This window comes from Sphingobium sp. BYY-5, from assembly GCF_022758885.1.
Classification (GTDB): domain Bacteria; phylum Pseudomonadota; class Alphaproteobacteria; order Sphingomonadales; family Sphingomonadaceae; genus Sphingobium.
This window is the reverse complement of the sequence record NZ_JALEBH010000001.1, coordinates 882,803-896,137: the sequence shown is the minus strand read 5'-3', so window position 1 is coordinate 896,137 and position 13,335 is coordinate 882,803. Positions and strand designations below refer to the sequence as shown.

11 protein-coding genes, 4 tRNA genes and 1 pseudogene are annotated in these 13,335 nt (G+C 62.5%); 9 read left to right on the top strand and 7 right to left on the bottom strand.

What is annotated here, in order from left to right; genetic code table 11:
- Positions 1–116: 116 nt before the first annotated feature.
- Positions 117–1,098 (top strand): annotated as a pseudogene (locus MOK15_RS04380) (transposase).
- A gap of 359 nt (positions 1,099–1,457) precedes the next feature.
- Here the strand turns inward: MOK15_RS04380 and MOK15_RS04375 are convergent.
- From MOK15_RS04375 to MOK15_RS04365, 3 genes are all read right to left on the bottom strand, one after another.
- Positions 1,458–1,533: transfer RNA gene (locus MOK15_RS04375), tRNA-Ala, on the bottom strand.
- Positions 1,534–1,649: 116 nt separating this feature from the next.
- Positions 1,650–1,725: transfer RNA gene (locus MOK15_RS04370), tRNA-Ala, on the bottom strand.
- Between the two features lie 90 nt (positions 1,726–1,815).
- Complete coding sequence (locus MOK15_RS04365) at positions 1,816–2,154, bottom strand: TIGR02300 family protein (protein ID WP_242930485.1); 339 nt, start codon at positions 2,152–2,154, stop codon at positions 1,816–1,818.
- A 177-nt stretch (positions 2,155–2,331) separates the two neighbouring features.
- On the opposite strand from MOK15_RS04365, the gene aroA reads away from it, so the two are divergent.
- From aroA to MOK15_RS04340, 5 genes are all read left to right on the top strand, one after another.
- On the top strand, positions 2,332–3,642 hold the full coding sequence (gene aroA, locus MOK15_RS04360) for a 3-phosphoshikimate 1-carboxyvinyltransferase (protein WP_242932623.1): 1,311 nt from the start codon (positions 2,332–2,334) through the stop codon (positions 3,640–3,642).
- Positions 3,639–4,274, top strand: coding sequence for a d(CMP) kinase (locus MOK15_RS04355; RefSeq protein WP_242930484.1), 636 nt, complete (start codon positions 3,639–3,641; stop codon positions 4,272–4,274). The genes aroA and MOK15_RS04355 overlap by 4 nt, the downstream gene beginning before the upstream one ends.
- A gap of 168 nt (positions 4,275–4,442) precedes the next feature.
- On the top strand, positions 4,443–6,155 hold the full coding sequence (rpsA, locus tag MOK15_RS04350; protein ID WP_242930483.1) for a 30S ribosomal protein S1: 1,713 nt from the start codon (positions 4,443–4,445) through the stop codon (positions 6,153–6,155).
- Positions 6,156–6,319: 164 nt separating this feature from the next.
- Positions 6,320–6,622, top strand: a complete 303-nt coding sequence (locus MOK15_RS04345; protein WP_242930482.1) for an integration host factor subunit beta — start codon at positions 6,320–6,322, stop codon at positions 6,620–6,622.
- Between the two features lie 45 nt (positions 6,623–6,667).
- A tRNA-Leu gene (locus MOK15_RS04340) sits at positions 6,668–6,753 on the top strand.
- 209 nt (positions 6,754–6,962) lie between these two features.
- Here the strand turns inward: MOK15_RS04340 and MOK15_RS04335 are convergent.
- The 4 genes from MOK15_RS04335 to thyA form a co-directional block, all read right to left on the bottom strand.
- Positions 6,963–8,264 (bottom strand): dihydrolipoamide acetyltransferase family protein, encoded by a 1,302-nt coding sequence (locus tag MOK15_RS04335; RefSeq protein WP_242930481.1) that lies wholly within the window; start codon positions 8,262–8,264, stop codon positions 6,963–6,965.
- A gap of 6 nt (positions 8,265–8,270) precedes the next feature.
- Positions 8,271–9,275 (bottom strand): alpha-ketoacid dehydrogenase subunit beta, encoded by a 1,005-nt coding sequence (locus tag MOK15_RS04330; protein WP_242932622.1) that lies wholly within the window; start codon positions 9,273–9,275, stop codon positions 8,271–8,273.
- A 201-nt stretch (positions 9,276–9,476) separates the two neighbouring features.
- Entirely contained in the window at positions 9,477–10,772 is a 1,296-nt protein-coding gene (locus tag MOK15_RS04325) for a 3-methyl-2-oxobutanoate dehydrogenase (2-methylpropanoyl-transferring) subunit alpha (RefSeq protein WP_242930480.1), read from the bottom strand.
- A 118-nt stretch (positions 10,773–10,890) separates the two neighbouring features.
- The gene (thyA, locus tag MOK15_RS04320) at positions 10,891–11,829 is read right to left on the bottom strand and encodes a thymidylate synthase (protein ID WP_242932621.1); all 939 of its coding nucleotides are present in this window, start codon (positions 11,827–11,829) and stop codon (positions 10,891–10,893) included.
- Between the two features lie 169 nt (positions 11,830–11,998).
- Here thyA and MOK15_RS04315 point away from each other — a divergent pair, with 169 nt between their 5' ends.
- The 3 genes from MOK15_RS04315 (at position 11,999) to MOK15_RS04305 (ending at position 13,303) form a co-directional block, all read left to right on the top strand.
- On the top strand, positions 11,999–12,298 hold the full coding sequence (locus MOK15_RS04315) for a JAB domain-containing protein (protein ID WP_242930479.1): 300 nt from the start codon (positions 11,999–12,001) through the stop codon (positions 12,296–12,298).
- A 54-nt stretch (positions 12,299–12,352) separates the two neighbouring features.
- Positions 12,353–13,104 (top strand): IS5 family transposase gene (locus MOK15_RS04310; RefSeq protein WP_242930478.1). Its coding sequence is split into 2 segments (ribosomal slippage): positions 12,353–12,683 and positions 12,683–13,104, totalling 753 coding nucleotides; the frame shifts between segments, so codons are not numbered across the junction.
- Between the two features lie 122 nt (positions 13,105–13,226).
- Positions 13,227–13,303: transfer RNA gene (locus MOK15_RS04305), tRNA-Pro, on the top strand.
- The last annotated feature ends 32 nt before the right edge of the window (positions 13,304–13,335 follow it).

Below are 13,335 nucleotides of genomic sequence, written 5' to 3'. Positions count from 1 at the left end.
CGTCAACGTCCGCTTAGAGGGACGATGCGAAGCCATTCAAATGACCAACATTGGTCGAGGCTGTGTAGAAACGTTGGTTTCTGATAAGGTTTTCCGAGATTTCGGGAGGCTTTGGCATGGGCCGTTTTGTCGAAGGGGAAGATCGTCGGCAGGACAGTTTTCTTCCTGCATCGCTGGATGACTATGTCGGCGAGGCTAACCCGGTACGGGTGATCGAAACCTTCATCGATGCGCTTGATCTGGAAGCTCTGGGCTTTGAGGGCATGACGCCGGCAGCGACGGGACGGCCTGGCTATCATCCATCGACGATGCTGAAGATATATCTGTACGGCTATCTCAACAGCGTCCAGTCGAGCCGCCGGCTCGAACGGGAAGCCGGCCGCAATATCGAGCTGATGTGGCTGACAGGCCGGCTGGCCCCCGACTTCAAGACGATCGCCAACTTCCGTCGCGATAATGGCGCTGCGATCCGCGCGGCATGCGCGCAGTTCGTGCTGCTCTGCCGGAGCATGGGCCTGTTCGTTGGTGCCACGGTGGCGGTGGACGGCAGCAAGTTCAAGGCTGTGAACAACCAGGATCGCAACTTCACGGCGCATAAGGCGGCCAAGCGCATCGAACAGGTCGAGGCCAGTATAGAACGCTATCTGGTCGCGCTCGACAGGGCTGATCGTGAGGACAGCGACGTACCCGAGATGCGAGCCGACAAAATCCGGGAGAAGATCGCCGGGCTGCGGCGTCAGATGCAGTATCTGAAGGATATGGCTGCCCAAGTCGAGCAAGCCCCTGACAATCAGATATCCCTCACCGATCCCGATGCACGGTCCATGGCGACCTCCGGCCGTGGCACAGGCGTGTGAGGCGGTACTCGATGCCATGCAGGCGCGCCTGGATCAGCTGCCGGATGCCATGGGTATGCGGAGACAGACGGTCGAACATGTCTTCGGCACGCTCAAAGCCTGGATGGGCAGTACGCCCTTCCTTACCAGAACCCTGAAAAACGTCCGGACCGAGATGAGCCTCAGTGTTCTGGCCTACAATATGAAGCGTATGATCCGAATGCTCGGCGTCCCGATGCTGATCCAGGCAATCCGCGCCTGATCGCCTCATCCCGCCGCATCGCTACCGCACCGTAATGCCGCCACGAGATCGCGTTTTTACACAGCCTCGGTCGTTTCCTGCCGCTCCCATTTCGTCATGCCGGGCTGGACCCGGCATCCCGCTTCCTTCTCAAACGCAACCCAAGAAGAAGCGGGCCCCCGGATCAAGTCCGGGGTAACGATTGTATCATTGGTTGAAGCTAGCCAAAATCAGCCATCGCTTTTTCCCACCCGGCACCGACAGCAGGCAGATCATATCCGGATCAAGGCCCATAAACATCATTGCCGCCGCGCAAGCTCTACTTGCGCTCAGGAACTTTCCGAGAAAATATTCCCGGACATCTTCTATATTCCGAAAATTGGTGGAGCCTAGCGGGATCGAACCGCTGACCTCCTGCATGCCATGCAGGCGCTCTCCCAGCTGAGCTAAGGCCCCATCGTCGCGGCCTTTGCCGCATCCCAATGGATCAGGCCATGTCCGGTACGAAACCGTCGGCCGAATATGAAGGCGCCCCTCGCTTTCGCTTGGGAGGCTCCGGATCAGGTCCGGAATGGTGGAGCCTAGCGGGATCGAACCGCTGACCTCCTGCATGCCATGCAGGCGCTCTCCCAGCTGAGCTAAGGCCCCGTCACCAGACCGAAGCGCCGTTTGGGTCCGGCGCTTCGGAGGTCGCTGCCATTAGGTCGCAGCAACCTCCATGGCAAGCAGAAATTTCAATTAATTGTCGTCGTCATTATCGCTGCCGCCAGCATCGACGCCTAGGTCGTCGTCACCGCCCAAATCGACGTCATTGTCCGGCGAATCGCCATCGTCATCGACGTCCAGATCGATGTCCAGATCGTCGTCGGCCGTCTCCAGCTCGCCGTCGGCGGTTTCGATGACCTTCTTGGGCGCAACTTCCTCATAAGGCACCGGCTGCTTCGACTTCAGCACCGGTTCCGGTTCCCAGGCGGTGTTGCAGTTGATGCAAGTCACCGGATTGTCATTGCCCAGGTCATAGAAGCGAGTCGCGCATTTCGGGCAGGTCCGCTTCGTACCCCATTCAGCCTTCACCATGTCCGGCCTGTTCCTTCTTCGATGCTCAAAACAGAAATCACGCGGCGCAACGGATGTTGCCCGCGAAACGTCGGGCGCCTTGCCATAGCGGAACCGCGCTGTCAAAAGCCGCTCGCATTTTTTCGGTTCCAAGACAACGGATACCCTGTGACCCAGCATAGCGAACAACCCGCCCCCATGACCTTCACCGCCGCGCCGGCCCTGTCCGGCAGCGTCACCGTGCCAGGCGATAAAAGCATTTCCCACCGATCGCTGATGCTGTCCGCCCTGGCGGTGGGCGAAAGCCGGGTCGAAGGCCTGTTGGAGGGCGAGGATGTGCTCGCCACGGCGGCGGCGATGCGCGCGATGGGCGCCGATATTCAGCGCGACGCCGATGGCATCTGGCATATCCATGGCGTGGGCGTGGGCGGCCTGCTCCAGCCGCAGACCGCGCTCGACATGGGCAATAGCGGCACGTCGACCCGCCTACTGATGGGCCTGCTGGCCAGCCATGACCTGACTGCTACCTTCATCGGCGATGCCAGCTTGAGCAAGCGCCCGATGGCCCGCGTGACCGAACCGCTCTCGCGCATGGGCGCCAGCTTCATGACCAGCCCCGGCGATCGCCTGCCGCTGACCATGAAGGGCGCCTGCCCCGCCGTGCCGCTCGACTATCGCCTCCCCGTCGCTTCGGCCCAGGTCAAGTCGGCGATCCTGCTCGCCGGCCTCAACACGCCGGGCGTCACCCGCGTCGTCGAACCGATCCCCACCCGCGACCATAGCGAACGGATGCTCAAGGGCTTTGGCGCGGACCTGAACGTCGCAGTGGAAGCGGACGGCACCCGCATCATCACGCTTACGGGCGAAGCGGAATTGAAGCCGCAGCAGATCGTGGTGCCCGGCGACCCATCGTCCGCGGCTTTCCCGATCGTTGCTGCCCTGCTGGTGCCGGGTTCCAGGGTGACGATCGCCAATGTCGGTCTGAATGCGACCCGCGCGGGCCTCATCGACTTGCTGCGCGAAATGGGCGGATCGATCGAAGTCACCAATGCTCGCGAAGTCGGCGGCGAACCGGTCGGCGACCTTGTCGTCACGGCGTCGGCGCTCAAGGGCGTCGAACCCGACCCGGCGCGCGCGCCAAGCATGATCGACGAATATCCCGTCGCCTTCATCGCTGCGTCCCTCGCCGAGGGACGCAGCGTCTTCCGCGGCCTGGAAGAGTTGCGGGTCAAGGAATCGGATCGCATCGCCACCATGGCCGAAGGGCTGCGCGCCATCGGTGTGCAGGTAGAGGAGCTGGAAGACGGCATCATCATCGAGGGCAGCGGCGGCGCACCGCTCGCCGGTGGCGGGCCGATCGCGACCAGGCTGGACCACCGCATCGCCATGAGCTTCGCCGTGGCGGGCCTGGTATCGAAGGGGGGCGTCACCATCGACGACATGCGCCCGGTAGCGACCAGCTTCCCCACCTTCCTGCCGCTGCTCCAGTCGCTGGGCGCCGTGGCATGATTATAGCCGTCGACGGTCCCGCTGCGTCGGGCAAGGGCACCATCGCCAAGGCGCTGGGCCGTCACTATGGCTTGCCCGTGCTTGACACCGGCCTTCTGTACCGGGCCGTCGGTCTTTCCGTCCTCAAGCTGGGCGGCGATCCGGATCGTCAGGCCGACGCCCTCGCCGCCTGCGGTTTCGACGACGCGCTCCTCGCTGATCCAGCCCTGCGCAGCGAAGCGGTAGGCAGTCTCGCCTCGCGCGTGTCGGTGCATCAGAATGTACGCGACGCGCTGGTCCAGCGGCAGCGCGACTTCGCCACCCAGCCGGGCGGCGCCATCCTTGACGGGCGCGACATCGGCACGGTGATTGCGCCCGATGCCGACGCGAAGATCTTCGTGACGGCCAGCGTCTCCATTCGCGCCGAACGGCGGTACAAGGACGCCCTGTCCCATGGCGGAAATCCGGACATGGACAGCCTGATCGCCGACATTCAGGCGCGCGACACCCGCGACATGAGCCGCGACCATGCGCCGCTCATGCGAGCCGATGGCGCGGACTTGCTAGATACGTCGGATTTGACTATAGACGCCGCCGTCCAGCGGGCCATCGCGCTTGTGGACGCTCAGCTTGAAGGTCACTCCCAAAAGTGACCCGTCAAGGCGCGCGGATCATCCGGGCGCCCTTTTCGCTTTTTCCTGGCTGCGCGTTCCCACGCCCAACCCCTTGGATACCCAGGAAGCATTCGGCTTTTTGGGTAGTTTGGCCAAAGACCACCGGAGACAACCGGTTGGCCAGCAATGATGAGTGAAGGACATAATATGGCCTCTACGGCATTCCCCTCGCGCGACGATTTCGCCGCGCTTCTCAATGATTCCCTCGGTGGCGAGGACGGCGGCTTCGAAGGCCGCGTCGTCAAGGGCACCGTTACCGCCATCGAAAACGACCTGGCCGTCATCGACGTAGGTCTCAAGTCCGAAGGCCGCGTGCCGCTGCGCGAATTCGCGATGCCGGGCCAGAAGGCTGAACTGAAGGTCGGCGACGAAGTCGAAGTCTATGTCGACCGCGTCGAAAACGCCCATGGCGAAGCCATGCTGTCGCGCGACCGCGCCCGCCGCGAAGCCGCTTGGGACAAGCTGGAAGCCGAGTTCACCGAGAGCACCCGCGTCGAAGGCGTCATCTTCGGCCGCGTCAAGGGTGGCTTCACCGTCGACCTCGACGGCGCCGTGGCCTTCCTGCCCGGCTCGCAGGTCGACATTCGCCCAGTTCGCGACGTCACCCCGCTGATGGACATCCCGCAGCCCTTCCAGATCCTCAAGATGGATCGCCGCCGCGGCAACATCGTCGTGTCGCGCCGCGCCATTCTGGAAGAAACCCGCGCCGAACAGCGCAGCGGCCTCATCCAGACGCTGGCCGAAGGCCAGATCATCGAAGGCGTCGTCAAGAACATCACCGATTATGGTGCGTTCGTCGACCTGGGCGGCATCGATGGCCTGCTGCACGTCACCGACCTCAGCTACAAGCGCATCAACCACCCCAACGAGATGATCAACATCGGCGACACCGTCCGTGTCCAGATCATCCGCATCAACCGCGACACCCAGCGCATCAGCCTGGGCATGAAGCAGCTTGAGAGCGATCCGTGGGAAGGCGCTTCGGCCAAGTATCCCGTCGGCGCGAAGCTGTCGGGCCGCGTCACGAACATCACCGAATATGGTGCGTTCGTCGAACTGGAAGCCGGCATCGAAGGCCTGGTCCACGTGTCGGAAATGTCCTGGACCAAGAAGAACGTCCACCCCGGCAAGATCGTTTCGACCAGCCAGGAAGTCGATGTCATCGTCCTGGAAGTCGATCCCGAAAAGCGCCGTATCTCGCTCGGCCTCAAGCAGGCCCAGAACAACCCCTGGGACAGCTTCGCCGAACGTCATCCGATCGGCTCGACCGTCGAGGGCGAAGTCAAGAACGCGACCGAGTTCGGCCTGTTCATCGGCCTGGACGGCGATGTGGACGGCATGGTCCACATGTCGGACATCGCCTGGGGCATCTCCGGCGAAGACGCCCTGGCGCTGCACCGCAAGGGCGAGACGGTTTCCGCCGTCGTTCTCGACATCGACGTCGAGAAGGAGCGCATCAGCCTCGGCATGAAGCAGCTTGAGCGTGGTGGTCCGGCCGCTGGCGGCACCACGGCGGCTGCCGCTGGCCTCAACAAGAACGCGATCATCACCGTGACCGTTCTGGAAGTCCGCGACGGCGGCCTGGAAGTCCAGGCTGGCGACGATGGCGCCACCGGCTTCATCAAGCGCAGCGACCTGGGTCGCGACCGTGACGAACAGCGTTCGGAACGCTTCCAGATCGGCCAGAAGTTCGACGCCATGGTGACCGGTTTCGACCGCGCCAAGAAGCCGACCTTCTCGATCAAGGCGATGCAGATCGCCGAAGAGAAGCAGGCCGTCGCGCAATATGGTTCGTCCGACAGCGGCGCGTCGCTGGGCGACATCCTGGGCGAAGCGCTCAAGGCGAAAAGCGAAGGCTGATCCCTTCCGGGATTGCTACAAAAAAGGCCCGCCGGAACCCTGGTTCCGGCGGGCCTTTGTCATTCTTGGCCTTCCGAAACGATCTTGCGCACCCCGATTGCCAACTTCTTGCAAAAGCTTTATGAAATGCAGGAGGGGAACAGCATAGGGGCGCTGGGGAACCAATGATCCGTTCGGAATTGATCCAGAAACTGACCGACGAGAATCCAGAACTGACCGTTCCGGAAGTTGAGAGGATCGTCGATCTCTTTTTCAAGGAAATCGTGGACCGGCTCGCTTCGGGCGGTCGCGTGGAATTGCGCGGTTTCGGCGCCTTTACCACGCGAGCGCGGGAAGCCCGCACGGGCCGAAACCCCCGCACCGGCGAACAGGTACCGGTATCCGCCAAGCGCGTTCCCTATTTCAAGCCGGGCAAGGAAATGCGCGAACGGCTCAACGCCGACGGCGAATCCGCAAGCGACGCTTGACCTCGCTCGCCCCAGCCGTCAGGGGAAGCAAGCCCTGACTATCGGGCGGACGTGGCGAAATCGGTAGACGCAGCGGACTTAAAATCCGCCTCCTCCTGGGAATGCGGGTTCAAGTCCCGCCGTCCGCACCAGCATGATATTCTCGAATATCTGTTGCTACCTAGCAAAGCCCGCGATCTTTGATCGAGGACGCCCGCTTTTATAATGGCAACCTTGTTCCCCGGCGCAGGCCGGGGTCCAGTTCGGACCGTGGAACTGGACCCCGGCCTGCGCCGGGGAACAAGGTTGTTATGGAAATGAATCATCCTCGCCGCAGTTTGCTATTATTTATCAGCGCTCCCTAACCCACGAACAGGAAGGCCGGAGCCTCCAGCAGCTTCCTGACCGCCTGGACAAAACTGGCCGCGTCCCAGCCGTCGACCACGCGATGGTCGCAACTGATCGACAGGTTCATGAGCTTGGCCGCGACAATATCCTTGCCGCGGAAGACCGGGCGCTCGATCACGCGATTGGGGCCGATGATTGCCACTTCCGGCCGGTTGATGACCGGCGTGGTCGCGATGCCGCCCAGCGGGCCGAGCGAGGTCAGCGTCAGCGTCGAGCCGGACAGTTCCTCCGACTTCGCCTTGCCGGTGCGGGCAGCGTCGGCCAGGCGACGAATCTCGCTCGCCAACTGCCAGACATTCCTGTCCTGCGCATCGCGGATCACCGGCACCATCAGCCCCGCATCGGTCTGCGTCGCCATGCCGAGATGAACCGATCCATGGCGTGTCACCACGCCCGCCTCGTCATCATAACGGGCATTGAGCATCGGAAAGTCGGGCAGCACCTTGCAGATCGCAACGATCAGCAGCGGCAGCATGGTCAGCTTGGGACGCCCATTTTCTCCGGCCCCGCGCCCCGCATTGAGCTGCTCGCGCAGTTCCTCCAGCGCGGTGACGTCGATTTCCTCGACATAGGTGAAGTGTGGGATATGCCGCTTGGACGCGGCCATATTCTCGGCGATGCGGCGGCGCATACCGATGACCTTGACCGTCTCGTCGGCGCGTTTAGCTGAACGTCCGGCGGGGCGATAGCCCTGGCCCTGCCCGTAGAGCAGATAGGCGTCCAGATCGGCGTGGCGGATGCGGTCGCCGGTGGGTTTGACCTGCGAGAGGTCGATGCCCAGTTCCTTAGCGCGGGCGCGCACGGCGGGGGACGCGAGGACAGCGCTGGTCGCAACCTCCCCTCCGTTCGGGCTGAGCCTGTCGAAGCCCTCCACTTTCTCTACAGCAACAGCGCTTGAAGAAAAGGAAGGCCCTTCGACAGGCTCAGGGCGAACGGAGGTAGGTGTCGCAGCCTCGATCCCCACCGCACCCGGCACTTCCGCTTCGCTCGGAGATGGCGCAGCGACGGCCTCACCCTCCACCTCTATCTCCACCAGCATGGCGCCGATCGCCACCTGATCGCCCGGCTCACCGGCCAACCGCACCACAATGCCCGCGACCGGGCTTTCCATTTCGACCGTCGCCTTGTCGGTCATCATGTCGGCGATCGGCTGGTCTTCCTCGACCCGGTCGCCGACCTTGACGTGCCAGCCGACGATCTCGGCTTCCGAAATGCCTTCGCCGATGTCCGGCAGCTTGAATGTGAAAAGAGCCATGACTCTTTAGTCCTTCAGAATCTTGGTGATGGCTTCGCGGATACGCACCGGGCCAGGGAAATAGGCCCATTCCAGGCTATGCGGATAAGGCGTGTCGAAGCCGGTGACGCGCTCGATCGGCGCTTCGAGATGGTAGAAACAGCGCTCCTGAACGAGCGCCAGCAATTCCGCACCGAAACCGCTGGTCCGCGTCGCCTCATGCACGATCAGGCAGCGGCCAGTCTTCTTTACCGACGCCTCGATCGCCTTGATGTCGAGCGGCACCAGGCTGCGCAGGTCGATGATCTCCGCATCGATGCCCAGCGCGGCGACGCTATTCTCCACCACATGGACCATCGTACCGTAGCACAGAATGGTCAGCGCTTCGCCCGTCCGCGCGATCCGCGCCTTGCCCAGCGGGATGCGGTAATAGCCGGTCGGCACCTGCGCGGCCTCATGCCCTGCCCAGCTTTTGGCCGGCGTGTCATAATGGCCGTCGAACGGGCCATTATAGATGCGCTTGGGTTCGAAGAAGATGGTCGGATCATTATCCTCGATCGCCGCGATCAGCAGCCCCTTGGCGTCATAGGGCGTCGACGGGATCACCGTCTTGACCCCCGACACATGGGTGAAGATGCCTTCGGGCGACTGGCTGTGCGTCTGGCCGCCGAAAATGCCGCCCCCAAAGGGCGACCGCACCGTCATCGGTGCGATGAACTCGCCCGCCGAGCGGTAACGCAGCCGTGCCGCCTCGCTCACCAACTGGTCGAGCGCGGGGTAGATATAGTCGGCGAACTGGATTTCCGGCACCGGCCGCAAACCGTATGCGCCCATGCCCACCGCCACGCCGATGATCCCGCATTCGGTGATCGGCGTGTCGAACACGCGGTTCTTGCCATATTTCTGCTGGAGACCGGCGGTGGCGCGAAACACACCGCCGAAATAACCGACATCCTCGCCCATCACGACCACGTCCGGATCGCGGTCCATCATCACGTCCAGCGCGCTATTGATCGCCTGGATCATGTTCATCTGCTGGACTTCGACCGCAGTTTCGAGAAGCGTTTCAGTCATGTGCCAATCTTTCCGCCCCGGACTCGACAATCCTCCCCTGTAAGGGGAGGGGGACCGGCGTAGCCGGTGGAGGAGTGTCACCCTCCCGATAGAGGGACACCCCTCCGTCAGCACTGCGTGCTGTCACCTCCCCTTCCAGGGGAGGATGATTAAAGCTCCTCACAACCCGGCCGCCTTCCATTCGTCCAGCATCTGCTGCTGCTGTTCCTTGAGGTGCCAGGGCATTTCCTCGAACACATCCTCGAACATCGATTCCATCGGATGGTGGAGGCCATGGCCAAGAATGCCGTTCTTTTCCGCCTCGCGCGCGGCGTCGCGGACCATTTCGGCCAGTTCCTTGTCCATCGCCGCGTGGCGTTCCTCGTCCCAGATGCCCAAGGCGATGCAGTGCTGCTTCAACCGCGCGATCGGATCGCCCAGCGGCCAGAGGCTGCTTTCTTCGGCGGAACGATAGGCGGTCGGATCGTCGGACGTGCTGTGCCCTTCGACCCGATAGGTAAAATGCTCGATCAGCGTCGGCCCGGCATTGGCGCGTGCTCGGTCAGCGGCCCAGCGAGTCGCGGCATAGACAGCCAGGATATCATTGCCGTCCACCCGCAGTCCGGCAATGCCATAGCCCACGGCCCGCGCGGCGAAGGTGGTCGCCTCCGCTCCGGCAAAACCTGAAAAGCTGCTTATAGCCCACTGATTATTAACGACATTCATGATAACTGGCGCGCGATAGACGCTGGCGAAGGTACAGGCGGAATGGAAATCGCCCTCCGCCGTCGATCCCTCACCGCACCAGGTAGCGGCGATGCGTGTATCGCCCTTCGCCGCGCTCGCCATCGCCCAGCCCACCGCCTGCGGATATTGGGTGGTGAGGTTGCCGGAGATGGAGAAAAAGCCCGCCTCCCGCGCCGAATACATGATCGGCAGTTGGCGGCCCTTCAACCGGTCGCCCTTGTTCGAATAAATCTGGTTCATCATGTCGATGAGCGGCCAGTCGCGCGCGATCAATATGCCTTGTTGGCGATAGCTGGGAAAGCACATGTCATCGCGCGACAGCGCCAGCGCGGCGCCAATCGACACCGCTTCCTCGCCGGTCGACTTCATATAGAAACTGGTCTTGCCCTGCCGCTGCGCCCGGAACATGCGCGCGTCGAAGGCGCGGGTCAGCGCCATGGCGCGCAGCATCTTCAGCAGGGTTTCGGGCGGCAGCTTGGGGTTCCAGGGACCGACCGCCTGCCCCTCCTCATCCAGCACGCGCACCAGGCCATAGGCCATGTCGCGCATGTCGGCGGGCTGGCTGGCCTCATCCGGGCGCGGCTGCGTGCCGGCGGGCGGAATATCGAAATGGGTGAAGTCGGCGCTTTCGCCCGGCCGCGCGGGCGGCTCGGGCACATGCAGGCGCAGCGGCGGCAGATTGCGCCCCGCCTGTCCTTCATCGCCTGCGAATCCGTTCGGATCGCTCATCCTGCCTCCTATGGTGCATCGCAATAATATTGCTTGATGCAGATATTATATTTCAACGTCGCGGAAGGCAAGTCTTCCTGACCCAATTTCCTTCCGGCCTGTCCCTGCCGCTCCTTCTTCAGACGGCGACGGGCGCGGAAATATGGGCCTGCGGCGCATAATCAACCACTTCGAAATCCTCGATCCGATAGTCGAAAATGGAGGACGGCCGCCGATTGATCCGGAGCTTGGGCGCGCCGGACGGAATCCGGTCCATCTGCGCCTCAACCAGGTCGGCATGGTTCAGATAGAGATGCACGTCCCCGCCCTGCCAGACGATCTCGCCCGGCTCCAGGTCGGTCTGCTGCGCCAGCAGCCGGGTCATCATCGATAGGCCGAAGATGTTGAAGGCAAAGCCCAGCCCCAGGTCGCAACTGCGCTGGAACAGCACGCCGTTAAGCTTCCCGTCCGCCACCTGGAACTGATAGGTCATATGGCAGGGCGGCAGCGCCATCTGCGCCACCTCCGCAACGTTCCAGCCGGTGAAGAGCAGGCGGCGCGATCCCGGCGTCCTACGAATCGCCTCCACCAGGTCGGCAATTTGGTTGTGCCCATTTTCCGCCCGGCGATACAGGCCATCACCCATCGGCTCGTAACGCGGCCAGTTCACCCATTGCGCGCCGTAAACCGGGCCAAGATCGCCCCATTGCCGCGCAAAATCCTCGTCCGCGATGATCCTCGCCTCGAAGGCGTCACGATCGATCGCTTCGCCCGTCGCGCGGCGATAGGCGTCGAGGGGCCAGTCGGTCCAGATATGTACGCCTTGCCGTACCAGTTCGCGGATATTGGTGTCGCCCGTCAGGAACCACAGCATCTCCCGCGCCGCGACCTTCCAGTAGACGCGCTTGGTCGTGAGCAGCGGCACCGCGTCATCGGCCAGGGAGAAGCGCATGGTCGCGCCCAGGATCGACCGCGTGCCGACACCGGTGCGATCGACCCGTTCACTCCCCTGGGTCCAGACATGCCGCATCAGGTCCAGATATTGCTGCTCATAATGGGGTGCGGGCGGGCGGTGCATATCGGTCAAGGCAATATCCTGAACTCACGAGTCTGATGCCTCCGGCTGTAGCCCAGCCCGAAGGGCGCGCCAATCTTGCCGTCATAATGGAGCGATCACGCCCGCTTTCCCGCCATAACGGAGGCGCTTGCCCTCCCCTTGGGTGAAACCGTTCCGCAGGATTGCCACCATGGGTGGGGACAATCAGTTGATGATCGCGATTCTCGACCAGGACTGGCGGCCCCGCCACGTCCTGCCCGTCGGCCAGGAATGGCACCAGCTCCTCCAGCACTTGCTGGCCGACGAGAGCAGTTGGATCGCCCTGTTCCAACGGCGTCGCGCCGGCGAAACGCCCCTGCCCCGCCCCGCCGACATCGCGCTCACCCGCTCTCTGGCGCGCAGCCTGCGCCCGCTCGACCTGCGCCTTGCCGACCATGTCATCCGGGCGGGGCAGGCCCGCTTCAGCTTCCGCGGTGCGGGCCTTCTCTAAGGATTGTGGGGATTTAGGATTCCCATTTAGCGGCAACTGTGCTTCCTGGTGCGGATGGATCGTTTTGTACTGACGGACGCCCAGTGGGCGAAGATGGAACCGCATTGTCTTGGCAAGATCACCGATCCCGGACGCAGCGGCAGGAACAATCGACTATTCATGGAGGCGGTGCTGTGGATTGTGCGAACGGGCAGTCCTTGGCGCGACCTGCCCGCCCAGTTCGGCAACTGGAGTACGGCGTTTCGGCGGTTCCGTGATTGGCGCGAAGCGGATGTTTTCAAGCGGATTTTCGATGCTTTGACGGAGGAGCCAGACATGGAATACGCCATGATCGATGCGACCATCGTGAAAGTTCACCGGCACGGTCAAGGTGCAAAAGGGGGACTTCGAGCCAGGCCATTGGCCGCTCCAAAGGCGGCATGACGACCAAGATATTGGCGCTAACCGATGCCTTGGGCAACCTTGTGCGCTTTCGCCTGATGCCGGGCAATCGTTTCGATAGCGTCGGTGTTGCCCCGCTGATCGAAGGCGTCGAGTTTGGGGCGTTGCTTGCCGACAAAGCTTTCGACAGCAACGACATCATTGCCGATCTCAACGAACGCGGTGCCAGGATCGTCATCTCTCAGCATCCACGCCGCGCCATACCTATTCGGCTCGACACTGAAATGTATAAATGGCGACACCTGATCGAAAACTTCTTCTGCAAACTCAAAGAGTTCAAACGTATCGCCATGCGTGCCTGCAAAACAGACCAAAGCTTCTCAGCAATGATCTATCTCGCTGCCGCCGTCATCAATTCACGATGAATCCCCACAACCCTTAGTCCATGCAAAAAAAGCGTCACTGACCGCTTGCCAGCCCGGAAAGCCCTCTCTATAGGCGCACTCCTGCCTTACGGGGCCGCCTACAAAGCGGTTTCGGCATCGGTCGGGGAATAGCTCAGCCTGGTAGAGCACTGTCTTCGGGAGGCAGGGGCCGGAGGTTCGAATCCTCTTTCCCCGACCAACTTTTTCACATTGAAGTGACGCGGCATATCG